Consider the following 18,624-nt stretch of genomic DNA (forward strand, 5'->3'; position numbering starts at 1 on the left):
GGAGCACCGGTCGGCATTGCTTCTGCAACGTCGAGCTCGGCTTCCACGGCCTGGCCCTTGCTGGCGGCAATGCGGTCGATCACCGCCCAGGTCTTGGTCTTGGAGATCGGCTTGGTCTCCTCGATGCGAACCTTGTCGCCAACGACATATTCGTTCTTCTCGTCGTGCGCGTGATAGTTCTTCGAGCGCTTGATGATCTTCCCGTAGAGCGGGTGCTTCACGCGGCGTTCGACCTTCACGGTCACGGTCTTGTCGGTCTTGTCGGAGGTGACAGTCCCGCTCAGGATACGCTTGGGCATAGTCTCTTCCTTAAGCCTCGGCGCCGGCCGCAGCCGCACGCTCGTTCTGCAGGGTCTTGATCCGTGCGATCTGGCGACGCACTTCCTTGACCCGGGCTGCACCTTCCAACTGGTTGGTGGCCGCCTGGAAGCGCAGGTTGAACTGCTCCTTCTTGAGCATGGTCAAGGCTTCCGACAGCTGGTCGTCCGTCTTGGTGCGCAGGTCTTCCATGTTCGACTTGTCGGCCATTAGAAAACTCCCAGGTGCGAGGTGTCACCCATGCGGGCAACGACCTTGGTCTTGATCGGCAGCTTCATCGCTGCACGGCTGAAGGCTTCGGCGGCCAGCGGGCCGGGGACACCGTCGAGCTCGAACAGGATGCGGCCGGGCTTCACACGGGCAGCCCAGTATTCGACAGAACCCTTGCCCTTACCCTGACGGACTTCGGCAGGCTTCTTCGACACCGGCACGTCCGGGAACACGCGGATCCACAGGCGTCCCTGACGCTTGATGTGGCGCGTGATCGCACGACGGGCAGCTTCGATCTGGCGCGCAGTGATACGCTCCGGCTCGAGAGCCTTGAGGCCATAGGACCCGAAGTTCAGGTCGCTTCCGCCCTTGGCGACGCCATGGATCTTGCCCTTGAACGCCTTGCGGAACTTGGTTTTTTTCGGTTGCAGCATTTCTACTTACCTCAACGAGCCGGGCGGACGCCGGACGTCTGCGATTCCATCATCAGACGATCGGTGGCGGTCGGGTCGTGACCCAGGATTTCACCCTTGAAGACCCACACCTTGATGCCGATGATGCCGTAGGCGGTCAGCGCCTCGGCTTCGGCATAGTCGATGTTGGCGCGCAGCGTGTGCAGCGGCACGCGGCCTTCACGGTACTGTTCGACACGCGCGATTTCAGCGCCACCGAGACGGCCACCGCACATGATCTTGATGCCTTCGGCACCCAGACGCATGGCCGACTGCATCGCGCGCTTCATGGCACGACGGAAGGCAACGCGGCGGATCAGCTGGTCGGCGATGCCCTGGGCGACGAGCTTGGCATCGACTTCCGGCTTGCGGATCTCAACGATGTTCAGCTTCACTTCGCTGTCGGTCATCTTGCCAAGCTGGGCGCGCAGCTTTTCGATGTCAGCGCCCTTCTTGCCGATGATGACGCCGGGACGCGCAGCATAGATCGAAATGCGGCACAGCTTGGCCGGACGTTCGATCACGACCTTCGAGATCGCTGCCTGCGGCAGGCTCCCGACGATGTACTTGCGGATCTCGATGTCTTCCTTGAGCAGCTTGGCGTATTCGCCGCCTTCGGCATACCACCGGCTGTCCCAGGTACGGTTGATCTGCAGGCGCAGACCGATCGGATTGCTCTTGTGACCCATCTTACACCTCTTCTGCTTCGCGAACGACAATCCGCAGCCGGCTGAACGGCTTGAGGATGCGCGTGGACTTGCCACGGCCGCGCGTTGCGAACCGCTTCATGGTGATCGACTTGCCGACCGATGCCTCGGCGACGACGAGAGCGTCGACGTCGAGATCATGGTTGTTCTCGGCATTGGCGATGGCCGACGCGAGCACCTTCTGTGCATCGCGAGCCATGGCGCGCTTGGAGAAAGAGAGGATGTTCATCGCCTCTTCCGCCTTCTTGCCGCGGATCAGCGCTGCAACAAGGTTGAGCTTCTGTGCGGAACCACGGATGGTGGTGCCGACAGCCAGCGCCTCGTTCTCGCCGACGCGACGGGGAGACTTGGTCTTGCCCATTATCGCTTACCCTTCTTGTCGGCAGCGTGGCCCGGGAAGCTGCGCGTAGGCGCGAACTCGCCAAGCTTGTGCCCGACCATTTCTTCACTCACCGAGACCGGAATGAACTTCTGGCCATTGTAGACGTTGAACGTCAGACCGATGAAATCGGGCAGGATCGTCGAACGGCGCGACCAGGTCTTGATCGGCTTGGTGTTGCTTGCTTCCTGCGCTTCCTGCGCCTTCTTCAGAAGGTGCAGATCGACAAACGGACCTTTCCAGACGGAACGTGCCATGCTGCGTTACCTCTTCTTCTTGGCGTGACGCGAACGGATAATCATCTTGTCCGTCTGCTTGTTCTTGCGGGTGCGGGCACCCTTGGTCGGCTTGCCCCACGGGGTAACCGGGTGACGGCCACCGCTGGTGCGGCCTTCACCACCACCGTGCGGGTGGTCGACCGGGTTCTTGGCGACACCGCGCGTCAGCGGCTTGATGCCCATGTGACGGCGACGACCGGCCTTGCCCAGGTTCTGGTTCTGGTTGTCGGGGTTCGAAACCGCGCCAACCGTACCCATGCAATCGGCGCGCAGGTAACGCTGTTCGCCGCTGTTCAGGCGCACGATCACCATGCCGCGGTCGCGACCGACCAGCTGCACGTAGGTGCCTGCGGAACGGGCGATCTGGCCACCCTTGCCCGGCTTCATCTCCACGTTGTGGCAGATGGTGCCGACCGGCATCTGGCCCAGCAACATGGCGTTGCCCGGCTTGGTGTCGGTCTTCTCGCCAGCGACAATCTTGTCACCGGGAGCGAGGCGGTTCGGCGCGATGATGTAGGCGAGTTCGCCGTCATCATACTTGATCAGCGCGATGAAAGCGGTGCGGTTGGGATCGTATTCGATCCGTTCCACGGTGCCTTCAACGTCCCACTTGCGACGCTTGAAGTCGATGAAGCGGTACTTCTGCTTGTTACCGCCGCCCTTGCCGCGCGAGGTAACATGGCCCTTGTTGTTGCGGCCACCGGTCTTGCGCTTGCCTTCGGTCAGCGACTTGACCGGGCCACCCTTGTGGAGGCCAGTCTTGTCGACCAGGACGAGGCCGCGGCGAGCCGGACTAGTCGGGTTGTATGTTTTCAGTGCCATCGGATCAGCCCACGCCTTCAGTGATATCGATCTGCTGGCCTTCAGCCAGGGTTACGATCGCTTTCTTCTGGTCGGTGCGCTTGTAGGGCTTGCCCTTCCAGCGCTTCGTCTTGCCCTTCACCACGATCGTGTTCACGCCAGTGACCTTGACGCCATACAGCGCCTCGACCGCTTCCTTGATCTGCGGCTTGGTGGCGTCGTTGGCGACCTTGAACACGACGGCGTTGTGCTCGGAGAGCAACGTCGCCTTTTCGGTGATGTGCGGCGCACGGATCACGTCATAGTGACGGGCATCTACTGCTTCTTTCTTAGCCATTGAAGCGCGCCTCCAGCTTTTCGACAGCGTCCTTGGTCAGGACCAGCGTGTCGTGGTTGAGGATGTCGTAGACGTTGGCACCGACAGCCGGCAGCACGTCCACACCCGGCAGGTTGCGGGCAGCCTTGGCGAAGGCATCGTCGACGTTCTCGCCGCCGATCACCAGCACCTTGCCGCTCCAGCCGTTCTTGTCGAAGTGACCCTTCAGCGCCTTGGTCTTGCCATCCTTCAGCTCGAGGCTGTCGAGGATGATCAGGCCGTCCTTGGCCTTGCTGGACAGGGCCATCTTCAGGCCGAGCGCGCGGACCTTCTTGTTGAGCGACTGCTCGAAGTCTCGCTTGCGGGCACCGTGGGCCTTACCACCACCGATGAAGATGGGCGCGCTGCGGGCACCGTGGCGAGCGCCGCCGGAACCCTTCTGCTTGCCCCACTTCTTGCCGGTACGGGCAACGTCCGAACGCTCACGCGTCGGGCGGGCCGTGGCACGGCGATTTTCCAGCTGCCACGTCACCACGCGGTGCAGGATGTCGGCACGCGGCTCAACGCCGAACACGGCGTCGTTGAGTTCAACGTCACCAGCGGCCTTGCCGTCGATCTTCTGGACCTTGACCTTCACGATCAGGACTCCTTGCTCTCGTCCGAGCCTTCAACGGCATCGGACGCTTTGTTCTCTTCCGTCGCCACGTCGGCACCAGCTTCCTGCGACTGCAGCAGTTCATCCTGCTGCTCCGGAGTCACCTCGGTGCCCACTTCGTGTTCGGCTGCACTCTCGACCAGGCCGGGAGTTGCGTCTTCGGAAGCGGTTTCGGCGGCGTTGCGGCGCAAGGCACCCGGGAACGGGACACCTTCGGGAAGCGGCAGCTTCACGGCGTCCTTCACCAGCAGCCAGCCGTTCTTCGAACCGGGAACAGAGCCCTTCACGAAGATCAGGCCGCGCTCGGCATCGGTGCGCACGACTTCGAGGTTCTGCTGGGTACGCTGACGGTCGCCCATGTGGCCGGCCATCTTCTTGTTCTTGAAGACCTTGCCCGGATCCTGGCGGTTACCCGTCGAACCGTGCGAACGGTGCGAGATCGAAACGCCGTGCGTTGCGCGCAGACCGCGGAAGCCCCAGCGCTTCATGGCGCCAGCGAAGCCCTTACCAACGGTGTGACCCGTGATATCGACCTTCTGGCCGGCGACGAAGTGGTCGGCAGTGATGGTTGCGCCAACCGGCAGCAGGCCATCTTCGTTCTCGACGCGGAATTCCGCGACCTTCTGCTTCAGACCGACTTCAGCCTTGGCGAAAGCTTCGCGCTGCGGCTTGTTGACGTTCTTGTGCTTGGCCTCGCCAGCACCGAGCTGGACAGAGAAGTAGCCGTCGCGTTCGGCCGTACGATTTCCGGTAACCTGGCACCCTTCCAACGAAAGGACGGTAACCGGCACATGCCGACCGTCTTCCTGGAACAGGCGGGTCATCCCGACTTTCTTCGCGATCACGCCAGTGCGCATGATCCAAACTCCTTACAGAGGCACAAGGGGACCATCCCCAGGTGCTTGTCAGCCCAATTTTTCGATGCATTGCCCCGTCCGGGCTGAACTGCCGTCACGGCGGATGCCGATCGAGCGAGACGGGGAACGCGGCCCGGGCCTTGATTTCCCGAAGGAAGGTCCGGCGGTATTCCTTGTGTCCCGGCACTATGTTGCCGGGCGCTGTCTTCGCGGTCCCAGTAGCGGAACCGGTTTACCCCGGAAGCTCCGGGGCGGTTGCCGGCCTAGGCCAGCTTGATCTCTACGTTCACGCCAGCTGCCAGGTCGAGCTTCATCAGCGCGTCCACGGTCTGGGCGTTGGGCTGCACGATGTCGAGCAGCCGCTTGTAGGTGCGCACCTCGAACTGCTCACGCGACTTCTTGTCGATGTGCGGACCGCGGTTCACGGTGAACTTCTCGATGCGCGTCGGAAGCGGAATGGGACCACGGATAAGCGCGCCAGTGCGGCGTGCGGTGTCCGCAATCTCGCCAGTTGCCTGGTCGAGCACACGGTGATCGAAGGCCTTGAGGCGAATGCGAATATTCTGTGCGTCCATAATTCCGTCTACCGATGCGAAAGAGCCAAGAATTCCGGCCCGAAGACCAAAACCCCAAAACAAAAAGGCCCGCCCCGCTGACCCGGTTTCCCGGAACGGGCGGCCTCCCGTAAATTTCGTTGCTCGGGAGACGAATCTCCCTTGCTGTGAGCGCGCCTATACGGGTGGGAACCCGTTCTGACAAGCCCCGATTTCGGGGATTTCTCCGGAGCCTGTCCGAGAGAATTCACCCTTCATAAAAAGGGCCCGGCACTCACAGGGAGTACCGGGCCGCTTTTTCAGTCCTTCAGCGCCGTCTGGCGCCGCCGGATTACTTGGTGATCTTCGAGACCACGCCCGAGCCGACGGTGCGACCGCCTTCGCGGATTGCGAAGCGCAGGCCTTCGTCCATGGCGATCGGAGCGATCAGCTTCACGCCGATCGTCACGTTGTCGCCAGGCATGACCATCTCGGTGCCTTCCGGCAGGATCACTTCGCCGGTCACGTCAGTCGTACGGAAGTAGAACTGCGGACGGTAGTTGGCGAAGAACGGCGTGTGACGGCCACCTTCGTCCTTCGACAGGACGTAGACTTCGGCGCTGAACTCGGTGTGCGGGTTCACGGTGCCGGGCTTGGCCAGAACCTGGCCACGCTCGACCTCGTCACGGCCCACGCCGCGGATCAGGGCGCCGATGTTGTCGCCGGCTTCGCCGCGATCGAGCAGCTTGCGGAACATTTCCACACCGGTGACGGTGGTCTTGGTGGTGTCCTTGATGCCGACGATTTCAACTTCGTCGCCAACGTTGACAATGCCGGTTTCGATACGGCCGGTCACAACAGTACCACGACCCGAGATCGAGAACACGTCTTCGATCGGCATCAGGAACGGCTGGTCGACCGGACGGTCGGGCTGCGGGATGAATTCGTCAACGGCCTTCATCAGCTCGATGATCGAGTTCTTGCCGATTTCGTCGTCACGACCTTCCAGAGCGGCCAGGGCCGAACCCTTGACGATCGGAATGTTGTCGCCGTCGAAGTCGTAGTCGCTCAGCAGTTCGCGAACTTCCAGTTCGACCAGCTCGAGCAGTTCTTCGTCGTCAACCTGGTCGACCTTGTTCAGGTAAACGACCAGAGCCGGCACGCCGACCTGACGCGAGAGCAGGATGTGCTCGCGGGTCTGCGGCATCGGGCCGTCAGCAGCGTTCACCACCAGGATAGCGCCGTCCATCTGGGCAGCACCGGTGATCATGTTCTTCACATAGTCAGCGTGACCCGGACAGTCGACGTGTGCGTAGTGACGTGCTTCGGTTTCGTATTCGACGTGTGCGGTCGAAATGGTGATGCCGCGCTCGCGCTCTTCGGGAGCCTTGTCGATGTTTGCGAAATCGACAGCCGAACCGCCGTAGGTTTCAGCCATCACTTTGGTGATAGCGGCAGTCAGCGTGGTCTTGCCGTGGTCGACGTGACCGATGGTGCCGATGTTGCAGTGCGGCTTATTGCGCTCGAATTTTTCCTTAGCCATTTTTCAAATAACCTCTGCTTGAATTTAAATCCCTGCGGGAGAAGTGGCGGCACCCGCTGAATCAGGCGCCGCCCCTAGACGCTTGCCCAAGTTTGCGCAAGCGCTGTTAGGCAAGCTTCTCCTTGATCTCCTGCGCCACATTCGACGGAACTTCGTCATAGTGGCTGAACTGCATCGTGTACTGGGCACGGCCCTGGCTGAACGAACGCAGTTCATTGACGTAGCCGAACATGTTGGCCAGCGGCACATGCGCCTCGACCACCTGTGCGTTGCCACGGCTGTCGGTGCCCTGGATCTGGCCACGACGCGAGTTCAGATCGCCGATCACGTCGCCCATGAACTCTTCCGGCGTCACGACCTCGACCTTCATCACCGGCTCGAGCAGGTTGATACCCGCCTTCTCGGCCGCTTCGCGCATTGCGCCGCGACCGGTGATCTCGAACGCCACCGTGCTGGAGTCGACGTCATGGTACTTGCCGTCGATCAGCTGGATGGTGAAGTCGATGATCGGGAAGCCGACGAGATAGCCGCTTTCCGCCTGCTCGCGCATGCCCTTCTCGACCGAGGGGATATATTCGCGAGGAATGTTACCGCCCTTGATCTGGTCGTCGAAGATGATGCCCTGGCCGCGTTCGCCGGGGATGACCTTGACCTTGGCTTCACCGAACTGGCCCGAACCACCCGACTGCTTCTTGTGGGTGTAGGTCACTTCGACTTCGCGGCGGATGGATTCGCGGTAGGCCACCTGCGGCGCACCGACGTTTGCTTCCACCTTGAACTCGCGCTTCATGCGATCGACGAGGATGTCGAGGTGAAGCTCGCCCATGCCCTTGATGATCGTCTGGCCCGATTCGTGATCGGTCGACACGCGGAACGAGGGATCCTCGGCAGCGAGGCGATTGAGCGCGACGCCCATCTTTTCCTGGTCGGCCTTGGTCTTGGGTTCCACCGACAGCTCGATAACCGGCTCGGGGAATTCCATCCGCTCGAGGATGATCGGCTTCGAAGGATCGCACAGCGTATCGCCGGTGGTGGTTTCCTTGAGGCCGGCAATCGCGACGATATCGCCGGCAAATGCCTCATCGATGTCTTCGCGGTTGTTGGAGTGCATCAGCAGCATGCGGCCGATCTTTTCCTTCTTGTCCTTCACCGAGTTCAGCACAGTGCCCTTGGAGAGCTTGCCCGAATAGATGCGGGTGAAGGTGAGCGAGCCGACGAACGGGTCGTTCATGATCTTGAAGGCCAGGGCCGAGAACGGCTCGTCGTCGGACGACGGGCGCGTTTCTTCCTTGTCGCTGTCGGGCAGCACGCCCTTGATCGCCGGAACGTCGACCGGCGAAGGCATGTAGTCGACCACGGCGTCGAGCAGGGGCTGGACGCCCTTGTTCTTGAACGCCGAGCCGCACAGCACGGGCACGAAGGCCTGTTCCATGGTGCCCTTGCGGATGAGGCGCTTCAGCGTGGCAGCGTCGGGAATTTCACCTTCGAGATAGGCTTCCATCACGTCGTCGTCCTGCTCGACCACGGTCTCGATCAGCTGCTCGCGATATTCGGCTGCCTTGTCGGCCAGGTCAGCCGGGATATCGACGTAGTTGAACGTCGCGCCCAGGCCGTCGTCTTCCCAGACGATGCCGCGGTTGTTCACCAGGTCGACCACGCCCTTGAGGTCGCTTTCCATGCCGATCGGCAGGTACAGCACCAGCGGCTTGGCGCCGAGGCGATCGATGATCGACTGCACGCAATAGTAGAAGTCGGCACCGGTACGGTCCAGCTTGTTGATGAAGCACATCCGCGGAACCTTGTACTTGTCCGCCTGGCGCCACACGGTTTCGGACTGCGGTTCGACGCCGGCCACGCCGTCAAAGACAGCGACCGCGCCGTCGAGCACGCGCAGCGAGCGTTCGACTTCAATGGTGAAGTCGACGTGGCCGGGCGTGTCGATGATGTTGATGCGGTGCTTCGGACCCTGACCATCTTCGGCCGACCAGAACGTGGTCGTCGCGGCCGAGGTGATGGTGATGCCGCGTTCCTGTTCCTGCTCCATCCAGTCCATGGTGGCGGCGCCGTCGTGGACTTCGCCGATCTTGTAGGACTTGCCGGTGTAGTAGAGGATACGCTCGGTCGTGGTGGTCTTGCCGGCATCGATGTGGGCCATGATGCCGATATTGCGATAGCGCTCCAGCGGATATTCGCGGGCCATATCTGATTACTCCGTGAGAGAGAGGTGGTGGGGCCGCCCGATGCGGCCCCAGTGTTACCGGGGTGTTACCGGCCTGTTACCAGCGGTAGTGCGAGAAGGCGCGGTTGGCGTCTGCCATGCGGTGCGTGTCTTCGCGCTTCTTGACGGCATTGCCACGGTTGTTGGCGGCATCCATCAGCTCGGCCGAGAGGCGCGCGCTCATGGTGGTTTCCGCACGGCCGCGAGCCGCACCGATCAGCCAGCGGATGGCCAGCGCCTGGGCACGCTCGGGGCGAACCTCGACCGGCACCTGGTAGGTGGCACCACCGACACGGCGGCTGCGCACTTCGACCTGCGGCGCCACGTTGCTCAGCGCATCGTGGAACAGCGCGACCGGATCGGTCTTGGCCTTGGCTTCGACGGTGTCGAGAGCCGAGTAGACGATACCTTCGGCTACGGCCTTCTTGCCGTCCAGCATCAGGTTGTTCATGAACTTCGACAGCACCTGATCACCAAACTTGGGATCGGGCAGGATTTCCCGCTTCTCGGGACGACGACGACGTGACATCTTCTTAATTCCTTCGGAATGCGGCGACCCCGCAGGGGGCAACCTCGCGGCGCGGGGCCGCGTGAAACCTTACTTCGGACGCTTGGCGCCGTACTTCGAACGCGACTGGCGGCGATCCTTGACACCCTGGGTGTCGAGCACGCCGCGCAGCACGTGGTAACGCACACCGGGAAGGTCGCGCACACGGCCGCCGCGGATCAGCACCACGGAGTGTTCCTGCAGGTTGTGCCCCTCGCCCGGGATATAGGCGATGATCTCGCGCTGGTTGGTCAGACGGATCTTGGCCACCTTGCGCAGTGCCGAGTTCGGCTTCTTCGGGGTCGTCGTGTAGACGCGGGTGCAAACGCCGCGCTTCTGCGGGGCGGATTCCATCGCCGCAGACTTGCTCTTCTTGACGATGGGCTGGCGCGGCTTGCGGACCAGCTGGTTAATAGTCGGCATAAATTTCTCTTCACCGTTTGTTGGACTGGCGCCCTGCCCCCGTGGAAGGCATGACGCTTCGCCCGTGGATGGTACCGCGGACCTGCCGGATGGAATGTATCGGGATCGTGCAAAGGGAAGCCTGACCGCCTAAGCGGGCCAAGCGACCATTCGCGCGAGCCTGAAACGCTCCACCCGGAAGCCTTGGCACCGGGTTACTTTGACGGCTGCCCCACGGAGAGTTCTCCGCAATAGAAAAAGGCTCCACCAAGCGGGGAGCCCCGGGACATGACCGGCAATGTTCAGCTCTATCTGCCCAAGGCTGCCGCTACAGGAGCGTGCCTCGGATGGGCGGGCCTTTAGTTGGATTTGGGTGGGGGGTCAAGAGTGGCGCGGACCAAGATTCGTCGGCTGCAGGAAACTTCATAGCCGATAGATATGTTTCCTCTTGGTAAAGGCGGACCTCGCCCCTTCTAAGATATTGCAACAAGAATCCCGAGTGGGCCCGTTATCGATAGACCCTCTCGACACAACGGTAGACCGTTCGTTGTTGGCGCCAAGAACTACAATTTGCTCAGCATCACCCAAGACCGCAATGTTTGGATTGTGTGTGACGATTATGATTTGCCTCTTTTCCTTGGCCAATCGGATAACTGGCACCAACTGCGCATAAATAAACTGACCATCTAAGTTATCTTCAGGTTGATCGATCAAGAGAGGGTTGGGATTATCTGACGACAACATGAGAGCGAGCAACACCGATTGCTGCTGTCCGAGAGACAGTTGAGCAAACTCTCGCACTTTGAATTCTCTCGCACCGCTTTGATCTTGCGTTTCGCGGGTAACAGTTAGGTAGGGGCGATCGTAGACCGGAGCCGCCTCTAAGCGAGCCAAATTTGACGGCTCGCGAAACCGCTCCACCATTGTTGCTGCATCGCTCGAATTGAAGATCGATACACCGTCTTTGGTTTGCAGGTTCGCAATCGCATTAGGAACATTCGACCTGACGGCATCTATGAACTTCGGAACAGTCAAATTGCGAACAATCATTTCCGCTCTAGGCACTTGATTGGTTCGCCACCCCATCACTTCGACAAGCAGGTCTTGAACGACAGGTGAGTGCGCGCTTTCTTCAAATTTTAGCGAGACATTCAGGTCAGAAAGGGCATCGCGCAGATTCCCTGTAGCTTTGGCGGCAAATAACCGTCGCTGCTCGTAAATCTGTGAGCGCGCACTCCAACGCAAGCCTCTCAATTCTTCATGTTTTTGAAGCTGTGTGGCTAAGTGGGGCTCCCAAGCCTTGAGGTTCTTCAGCCGCTCTGCAAGCGAAGCTTCATTTTGAGTTATTTGCGCAAGATACGCCGTGTCGACCGTGATTCCTTGAGCTTCAAGGGCTTGTCTTTGAGTGTCTATCACCGAAAGGAGATTGACCTCTTTTTGCCCCCATGCCTCAACTTTCGCCTCTACGAGCTGATTCAAAGCGGCGGAGCGACTCTGAATATCAGCCTCTGAGCTTGAAAGGCTACTCTCGAAGGCATCTGCTGAAGCTTTGATGGCTGCGAACTCGTCCCTACCAAGAACGAGATTTGTTTCATCTGCCGCAGACTTTAGCAACCCTATAGACGTTTTTGCCGCAGCATAGTCTAAGCTATTCACAACCTCCTTAGCTTGAGCGACGACCGTCCGACGAGCTTGCCTCTCGGTTTCAATCTGTTGATAAGACTTGATCAGTTCTTTGGCATTTCCATCAGTAAATTTCTTTATTTGCTGCCGTGTAACACCTAGATCTCTTTCGCACTGTGGGATCTGTTCTACCATACTGCGCGATTTGGCAATTTCAGCGTCGAGAGCGATGATCTGAGACCGGAACTTCTCCTCTGCAGAAATTAGCTCGGAGACATTCGTGAAACGATCAAGGTAACGCAGCAACGCCCCAGGGTCAGATTGAGCTTGCTCACTTATCTTCTGAGTTTCCCCCTGACCGTAGCACTCAACCGGTATGGAAACAGGCCCCTCCAACGGATCATCATTGTTGGTGCATATTTCGTCACCTTTACTTCGACTGAGATGATGACTGTCATCCGCTTCATCGACGAACATAAGGTCAATCCGCTCAGGCCAAACATCGGAGTCAATCACACTTGACTGACTTGGGATGCTTGAGAATGCGCGTACCCCCTCAAACATTGTAGATTTTCCCGTTCCACGGCCACCGATGATGCAAGTGAGATTGGGACTGAAATGGATGCTTTGGTCTCTAAGAAACCCTCCGCTGAATTTGATTGCGCTTACGGTCGGAACGCTTCTTGGGATCTCATCTTCAAGCCGAACGCGAGCATCCGAATTCCGCATCGCATAGTGAAGCGCTTCGAAACTGAGCGTCTCAAGTTTGTATCTAGTTATTCGCCGATCGCCCGCAGCATTATGGCCTAACTTAGCTAATGAGTGCGAATCCGAGTTCAGTACGCGAGCAAGTTGCGGCAAACTGCCGTCTTCAGCATCTGATCTAATTTTGCCAAGACCTTGGCGCACCGGATCGGGATCATTGATGCTGTAAGCAATGTCTGATGTGGCATTCTTTAACTCGATGCCTAGTAGTGCTGGATGGCGAATTATGTCAGCCTTGTGAGGCGGAGCGCCAGGCACTTCTCTCTCCAAACCCTTTGGACCATCGACATGAGCAAGGACACCAAATCCGCCGAAGGCCTGCAGTCTATGGAGGCAATCAACCATCGAATTCTCAACGCGTGACGTTGATGTTCCTTTATCGTGAATGATGAGTTGAGCAACGAAGGTGCTAAGCGTTGTGAAATCAGGCAGGTAGCACAGCAAATGCCCTTGTAGCGTGCTCAGCTCGACCGCCGGAACCACCAGAATGTTGTGGTTAGCAGACTCGTTGATTGCCTGTTCTACCGACGTAATTTGGTTATGGTCAGCGATCGCAATGACCGAGAGCCCGTTGCTCACTGCCGTTTGGACGATCGCAACTGGGGTAGCACTATTGTCTTGAACATCGTGCGACCCGCCAAAACTATGAATGTGAAGATCACCACGGAGAAACTGGGCTCCATTTGTTAGCGACCACACTTCATCAAAATATTCGGCGGGCATTAGTTTCTCCAACTATCTGTCTCAAAATCCCTTTAGTTATCGCCTTTTGAGCCAATTATTCAATTCCCCTTCCCTACAACTCCCCACCCATGCTTCCCTCCCGGGCATGACCCAGCAGAACCTCCCCACGCGCACCCGCGCCACGCCCGACCCTGTTTGTCTGGAGGCGCCCGAGGCCCGTCCCTCCGAGACGGACCCCGCAGCCCCCTCCCACCAGCCTCGCCGCGAGGACCCCGCCACGCGCGCCCGGTCGCGGGCCACCTCCTACGTCACCGCCCCGCCCTCGCCGGTCGATGCGGACGATCCGCTGCTCGACTTTGCGCCCGTCCCCCATGTCGCGCCGCGCAGGAACTCGATCACGCCGGACCGGCAGCGCAAGTTCATCGCCCACCTTGCCGCCACCGGCGTCGTCAAGCAGGCCGCGCTCCACATCGGGGCTAGCCTGGAGGCGCTCTACAAGCTGCGGCAGAAGCCCGGCGCCGAACAGTTTCGCGCGGCCTGGGACATGGCGGTGGATCGCGGCGTCTCCCGCCTGGAGGACTGCGCCCTCGCCCGCGCCATCGAGGGGGAGGAGCGGCTGGTGGTCTCTGCCGGCAAGGTGCTGGGCACCGAACGGCGGCACAACGAGGCGCTGGTAATGTTCTTCCTGCGCCAGCGCCGCGCGGACCGCTACGGCTCCGACGTGCGCCCCGGCCACCCGCTCTACGAACGCATTCGCCGAGAGGTGCTGGAAGAGGTCCGTCGCGAGGAGGAACTGGACGAGGAGAGCGTGCTGGAAAGCCTCAACGACAAGCTCGAACAGATGCGCCAGCGCGAGCTCGCGGTGCAGGCGATGCTGGAAGAGGATGAGGGGTATTGAGGGCGCGGCGCCGGGGCACGAGCGGGGGCACGAGCGGGGGCACGGGAGGGGGCACGGGAGGGCACGGGGGCGCGCGCAACAATGGGCTCCCCAACCGAGTCGTTTCGAACGCCAGCCGCGTCCCTGTTGGAATCAAACAACGGTGCGGCGCAGTCTTTCCAGCCCGGAGTGTATTGGAATTGCGGCGTGTTATTTTCGGTCTTTCTTTGTGCGGAAATTGCAATTGTGACCGCGTGCCTCAATTCGCACCCTTGGCGGTCATATAGAGCCGCGGTCGACCTTGTTCCGCAGACGCAAGGCGATGTGATCGACTCAGGAGCGAACTCGTCCCTCGTTTGAGGGGGTCGCGTCTGGCGGGAATAACTCTGCGGCCGATCATCTTTTTTGGGGAAAGGATGATCTCATGAAAAATCTGATGAAAGTAACGCTTGCGCTCGCCATTATGGGGACCGCCACGGGCGCTCCCCTGCATGCGCAGGACCGCGATCCCGGCGGCAGCCGGATCGTGGTGCAGTCCCAAACCGCCTTTGCCGAGCGGGTGGGCCATGAACTCAACAACCAGCTCTTCCGGATCCGCTACCCGGGCGACCATGCTGGCGTGGTGCGGGTCTATTTCACCGCCAACGGCCATGGCACGGCGGAGGATATCCGCGTGATCGAAAGCTCCGGCATGAGCTGGGTCGACCGGGCCGCGCTGCGGGCGGTCGGCAACATGGACCGGCTGGGGCAGGCCCCCGGCGGGCCGTCAAGCGGCCAGCCGGTGCTCGCCACCATCGTCTTTGCCAGGAGCGAAAGCGAGCTGCGTCGGCTTTCGCGCGACCTCGACGAAGGCCTCGACGCGATCCTGGCCTCGGGCGAGCTTGACCCGCGGGTCCTGGCGCTGACGCTGGCGGCGCCCGCGCGCAGCTGATCACGGATCGCAACACCGGATCTCCGGCACCCTGTCCCCGCGCTGCGGGCGGACGATGGGGTGCCGGAGTCATGTCCGGCGACTTTTTCGATGCGCGGAGGATTGAGCGGGCGATGATTTTGTCCTAGGCTCGGACAAAATCAATCTGGCCGAAAAAAGCCGACTGGGGAGAACCAATTCGATGTTCCGCAAATTCGCCACCATGCTCGCCGCCACTACGGCGCTGGCGCTGTCCGCTCCGGCTCTTGCGCAGGAACGTCCCGACGACCTGACCGAGCTGCCGCCGGTGCCCACCGATTACGAGCCCGACCGGCTGCCCTGGGGCGACTACGATTTCACCGGCACCTGGCCGATCGAGCCGATCAACAACGGCCACATCCTGTTCCAGCGTCCCGCCGCCTATGGCGACCGCTTCTGGGTGACCGACGAGGAATTCGAGCGCCGCCTCGCCGCCGCGCGCGGCAATGACGGCAACTTCACCCAGGCCAACGAAAGCGGCATCGGCGCCGGCGGCACCACCGGGCTGGAACAGTGGTTCCTCGACACCGACTGGGCCAAGTCCACCGCCATGCTGGTCTCGCCCGCCGACGGCCAGCTGCCCGATCTCACCCCGCATGCGCGCGAGCTGTTCGAGGCTGGCCGTTCGGGCTGGGTGCCGGGCCAGGGCTACGACTGGGTCGACGATTTCGATTCGTGGGACCGCTGCGTGTCGCGCGGCTTCCCCGCCTCGATGTACCCGTTCCGCTACAACAACGGCATCCGCGTGTTCCAGTCGCCGGGCTACGTCACCATCATGCTGGAAATGCTCGGCACCCGCGTGGTGAAGATCTACGACAGCGAGGAAGAGGCCCGCGCCGCCAAGTGGGACGAGCGGACCGAGGCCTGGATGGGCAACTCGCGCGGCTGGTGGGACGGCCGCACGCTGGTGATCGAGACGACCAACATCGTCTCCGGCGATAGCGCGACCGAGAACGTCTACGAACGCTCGGCCAGCCCGCTCAACATGGCGACGCAGTTCACCGGCACGACGACCGTGCCCGCCTTCAACACCGTGCCGATGAGCACCGAGGCGATGACGGTCGAACGGCTGACCATGACCGGTCCCAACACCATCATCCACGAGCTGACCTATTCGGACCCGCAGGTCTACGTGGAGCCGTGGACCACGCGCCTCGCCTGGGTGCGCGACGATGACTACCAGTTCTTCGAATACGCCTGTCACGAGGGCAACTACATGCCGCGCGACTACATCAGCGCCAGCCGCGCGCAGCAGGAACGCATCGCGCAGGGCCTGGAAGAGCCGGTGACCGCCGAGAACGACGACCGCAGCCGCTTCGCCCAGCCGTTCGACCACGATCCGGGCACCGGCCCGCGTCCGGGCTTCGGCGGCCCGCCCCCGCCGCCCCCGTCGGATGACGAGGCGGACCCGGCAGAAGGCTGATGCGCACGGGGCTTCGCCTCGCCGCGGCGCTGGCACTGGCCGCGCCGCTGGCGGGCTGCGACGGCTCCGTGTTCATGTCGCCCGAGGAACGGCTGGACGAGGAAATCGCTGCCGATCCCGCCCTGGCGCAGCTTTACAGCACGCTCGAGGAGGAGTTCCCCGAGGACTACTCCGCCCTGCGCCAGACGCTGCTCGATTCGTTGGAGACCGACCGCAGCGGGCAGTCCGGCTATTACGGCGCGCAGAGCTTCATGTTGCAGTTCATGAGCCGCAACCTGCACCACTTCGCCGCATCGCCGCAGGAACACCTGTTCGAAGTGCGCGAGCATTCCATCCGGGCGATGGAGATGGTGGCCAGCGAAGGCCAAGGCATGTGCGCCCGCTACACCATGTCCGGGCTGGCCCATGACGACGTCCTCTCTTCCCGGACCGAGATGCAGCTGTCGCGACTGACCGTCGCCCAGGTGCGGGCCATGGCGGCCGGACGCGACCACCCGGTCAAACGCGGCGAAGCCACCGAAGCCGACTGGGACGCCTATGCCCGGAAATTGCAGGAAAACGGCATGACTGCAGAGGAAGTCGACGCCTTCTTCTACGGCGGCGCTGGCCTGCTGGGCCTCTCCGAAGCCGCCCAGTGCCGCCTGGGACGGGCGATCTACAACGCGCTCGCAGACCTGCCGGACGACGTCTCCGAACGGCTGTCCGCCGTCATCCTGTTACCCGCCGCCTGATCCCGGCCTGCGGGCCAAACAAGCAGGGCGAGGATCGCTCCCCGCCCTTGCCCGTCAGTTTGTCAATGGCCGATCAGCCGTTGGGCCGAAGATGGATCACTCGATGCCCCAGCTATCGGAGGCGCGCGGCTCCATGCCTTCGGTGATGGTCAGCGTGTAGGCGCCGGCCGAGCCACCGAAGCCCTGGGCGCGGATGCGCAGCATGTCGAGCAGGCCGGGATTGTCGGCAATCGGGCCGAGGTCGATCGGCAGCAGCGAGTTGAGGTCGCCCGCGCCATCGTCGTCGGCGTCGATCACGGCGAAGCCCAGCGGCGTGTCGTAGCCGATTTCCACATAGGGATCGATCGAACCGCCGAAGTCGGCATCGCCGCCACCGGCCGAGGTCATGCGGATGGTAATCTCACCATTGCCCGAAGCGATTGCAGCCCGGGCAGCATCGTTCAGCTGGTAGTCGATATGCGTCAGGCCCAGGCTGTCGTCGCCAGCCCAGCCGGAGACCAGCTCGCCGCTGGCCTCGTCATCGATGCCGATCATCTGGAGCGGCAGCTGCGCCGTGGCAGCACGCTGCGAACGGACGCGCAGCCGGTAGTCGCCCGTTGTGTCGCCATAGCTGGTGGCGACAATGGTATAGGTGCCGCTTTCCTCGAAGGTGTGGCGCAACAGCGAGTTGAGGCTGTCGCCGCCATCGTCGTTGGAGGCAATGGTCTCGCCAGCGGCATCGCGCAGCTCGAGATAGGGATCGAGATCGTCGCCTTCGGCGATCATGGCGATCTCGACCATCTGGCCCGCTTCGCCCATGAAGGTGTAGAGGTTTTCCGAACCGCAGATGGAGCCGCGTTCGCTCGCCCCGTAAGTGATGGCCATGCCGCCGCTCGAGGTGCAGTTGCTGATCGACAGGCGCAGGTCGAAGGAACCGCCGTATTCGTCACCGTTCTCTGCCCAGTCAGCGGAGTAGCTGTCGACTTCGATGACGATGCGCCGCGAAGCCTCACCGCTGATCGTAACGCGCGAGTTCAGGCCTTCGCCGCCGTCGTCGTCTTCGGCAATGGTCTCGCCGCTGTCGGCGTCACGGACGCGCACCACCGGATCGAGATCGCCGGAGGCAAGCACGTCGATCACCAGCGAACCTTCGGCCGGGGTGGTGACGTAAAACACGGCCGGTTCGCCCGCGACGCGGCCCTGGAAGACGCGCACGTCGCTGGCTTCGTTGTCGAGGTCGCGCACCTGCGCCAGCGCAGGCGTTGCCAGCAGCGCGGAAGCGCTCGCCAGAAGCATGGAGTAACGGATGGACTTGAGCATTTATGGAATCCCCCTGTGGATATTCAGTCGGTTGGATCGTAACCTTTTCAACTGTAA

At 61.5% G+C, this 18,624-nt stretch carries 20 protein-coding genes and 1 pseudogene; 4 read left to right on the forward strand and 17 right to left on the reverse strand.

Going from position 1 to position 18,624, the window contains the following annotated elements; genetic code table 11:
• Positions 1 to 68: 68 nt before the first annotated feature.
• The 16 genes and pseudogenes from rpsQ to AAEO60_RS08590 all read right to left on the reverse strand — a co-directional run.
• Positions 69 to 299: pseudogene (rpsQ, locus tag AAEO60_RS08515) on the reverse strand (30S ribosomal protein S17); the annotation flags it as partial.
• A gap of 10 nt (positions 300 to 309) precedes the next feature.
• The gene (rpmC, locus tag AAEO60_RS08520) at positions 310 to 528 is read right to left on the reverse strand and encodes a 50S ribosomal protein L29 (RefSeq protein WP_341673223.1); all 219 of its coding nucleotides are present in this window, start codon (positions 526 to 528) and stop codon (positions 310 to 312) included.
• Complete coding sequence (gene rplP, locus AAEO60_RS08525; RefSeq protein WP_341673224.1) at positions 528 to 962, reverse strand: 50S ribosomal protein L16; 435 nt, start codon at positions 960 to 962, stop codon at positions 528 to 530. The genes rpmC and rplP overlap by 1 nt, the downstream gene beginning before the upstream one ends.
• 11 nt (positions 963 to 973) lie before the next feature.
• On the reverse strand, positions 974 to 1,669 hold the full coding sequence (rpsC, locus tag AAEO60_RS08530; protein ID WP_341673225.1) for a 30S ribosomal protein S3: 696 nt from the start codon (positions 1,667 to 1,669) through the stop codon (positions 974 to 976).
• Position 1,670: 1 nt separating this feature from the next.
• Entirely contained in the window at positions 1,671 to 2,048 is a 378-nt protein-coding gene (rplV, locus tag AAEO60_RS08535; protein WP_341673226.1) for a 50S ribosomal protein L22, read from the reverse strand.
• Complete coding sequence (gene rpsS, locus AAEO60_RS08540; protein WP_341673227.1) at positions 2,048 to 2,323, reverse strand: 30S ribosomal protein S19; 276 nt, start codon at positions 2,321 to 2,323, stop codon at positions 2,048 to 2,050. Before rpsS ends, rplV begins: the two co-directional genes overlap by 1 nt.
• 6 nt (positions 2,324 to 2,329) lie before the next feature.
• Positions 2,330 to 3,166, reverse strand: coding sequence for a 50S ribosomal protein L2 (gene rplB / locus AAEO60_RS08545; RefSeq protein WP_341673228.1), 837 nt, complete (start codon positions 3,164 to 3,166; stop codon positions 2,330 to 2,332).
• A gap of 4 nt (positions 3,167 to 3,170) precedes the next feature.
• Positions 3,171 to 3,482, reverse strand: coding sequence for a 50S ribosomal protein L23 (locus AAEO60_RS08550; protein ID WP_341673229.1), 312 nt, complete (start codon positions 3,480 to 3,482; stop codon positions 3,171 to 3,173).
• Positions 3,475 to 4,098: a 50S ribosomal protein L4 gene (gene rplD / locus AAEO60_RS08555; protein WP_341673230.1), complete on the reverse strand. Its 624-nt coding sequence runs from the start codon at positions 4,096 to 4,098 to the stop codon at positions 3,475 to 3,477. The genes AAEO60_RS08550 and rplD overlap by 8 nt, the downstream gene beginning before the upstream one ends.
• Positions 4,099 to 4,100: 2 nt before the next feature.
• Positions 4,101 to 4,973: a 50S ribosomal protein L3 gene (rplC, locus tag AAEO60_RS08560; RefSeq protein ID WP_341673231.1), complete on the reverse strand. Its 873-nt coding sequence runs from the start codon at positions 4,971 to 4,973 to the stop codon at positions 4,101 to 4,103.
• Between the two features lie 263 nt (positions 4,974 to 5,236).
• Positions 5,237 to 5,548, reverse strand: coding sequence for a 30S ribosomal protein S10 (rpsJ, locus tag AAEO60_RS08565; RefSeq protein ID WP_010234663.1), 312 nt, complete (start codon positions 5,546 to 5,548; stop codon positions 5,237 to 5,239).
• A 310-nt stretch (positions 5,549 to 5,858) separates the two neighbouring features.
• Positions 5,859 to 7,049: an elongation factor Tu gene (gene tuf / locus AAEO60_RS08570; protein WP_341673232.1), complete on the reverse strand. Its 1,191-nt coding sequence runs from the start codon at positions 7,047 to 7,049 to the stop codon at positions 5,859 to 5,861.
• 106 nt (positions 7,050 to 7,155) lie between these two features.
• On the reverse strand, positions 7,156 to 9,249 hold the full coding sequence (fusA, locus tag AAEO60_RS08575) for an elongation factor G (protein WP_341673233.1): 2,094 nt from the start codon (positions 9,247 to 9,249) through the stop codon (positions 7,156 to 7,158).
• Between the two features lie 76 nt (positions 9,250 to 9,325).
• The gene (gene rpsG, locus AAEO60_RS08580; RefSeq protein ID WP_341673234.1) at positions 9,326 to 9,796 is read right to left on the reverse strand and encodes a 30S ribosomal protein S7; all 471 of its coding nucleotides are present in this window, start codon (positions 9,794 to 9,796) and stop codon (positions 9,326 to 9,328) included.
• Positions 9,797 to 9,865: 69 nt separating this feature from the next.
• Entirely contained in the window at positions 9,866 to 10,237 is a 372-nt protein-coding gene (gene rpsL / locus AAEO60_RS08585) for a 30S ribosomal protein S12 (protein ID WP_341673235.1), read from the reverse strand.
• A gap of 402 nt (positions 10,238 to 10,639) precedes the next feature.
• Positions 10,640 to 13,327 carry a TrlF family AAA-like ATPase gene (locus AAEO60_RS08590; protein WP_341673236.1) on the reverse strand — a complete coding sequence of 896 codons (2,688 nt, stop codon included), beginning with the start codon at positions 13,325 to 13,327 and terminating at the stop codon, positions 10,640 to 10,642.
• A gap of 46 nt (positions 13,328 to 13,373) precedes the next feature.
• Between AAEO60_RS08590 and AAEO60_RS08595 the strand changes: the two genes are divergently transcribed.
• The 4 genes from AAEO60_RS08595 (at position 13,374) to AAEO60_RS08610 (ending at position 17,268) form a co-directional block, all read left to right on the forward strand.
• Entirely contained in the window at positions 13,374 to 14,186 is an 813-nt protein-coding gene (locus tag AAEO60_RS08595) for a hypothetical protein (RefSeq protein WP_341673237.1), read from the forward strand.
• A gap of 403 nt (positions 14,187 to 14,589) precedes the next feature.
• Positions 14,590 to 15,096 carry an energy transducer TonB family protein gene (locus tag AAEO60_RS08600; protein WP_341673238.1) on the forward strand — a complete coding sequence of 169 codons (507 nt, stop codon included), beginning with the start codon at positions 14,590 to 14,592 and terminating at the stop codon, positions 15,094 to 15,096.
• A 181-nt stretch (positions 15,097 to 15,277) separates the two neighbouring features.
• Positions 15,278 to 16,537, forward strand: coding sequence for a hypothetical protein (locus tag AAEO60_RS08605; RefSeq protein ID WP_341673239.1), 1,260 nt, complete (start codon positions 15,278 to 15,280; stop codon positions 16,535 to 16,537).
• The gene (locus tag AAEO60_RS08610; protein WP_341673240.1) at positions 16,537 to 17,268 is read left to right on the forward strand and encodes a hypothetical protein; all 732 of its coding nucleotides are present in this window, start codon (positions 16,537 to 16,539) and stop codon (positions 17,266 to 17,268) included. Before AAEO60_RS08605 ends, AAEO60_RS08610 begins: the two co-directional genes overlap by 1 nt.
• Positions 17,269 to 17,364: 96 nt before the next feature.
• Here the strand turns inward: AAEO60_RS08610 and AAEO60_RS08615 are convergent, their stop codons facing one another.
• Positions 17,365 to 18,567 carry a PPC domain-containing protein gene (locus AAEO60_RS08615; protein WP_341673241.1) on the reverse strand — a complete coding sequence of 401 codons (1,203 nt, stop codon included), beginning with the start codon at positions 18,565 to 18,567 and terminating at the stop codon, positions 17,365 to 17,367.
• Positions 18,568 to 18,624 lie beyond the last annotated feature (57 nt).

This window comes from Aurantiacibacter gilvus, assembly GCF_038289935.1.
Classification (GTDB): Bacteria; Pseudomonadota; Alphaproteobacteria; order Sphingomonadales; family Sphingomonadaceae; genus Alteraurantiacibacter; species Alteraurantiacibacter gilvus.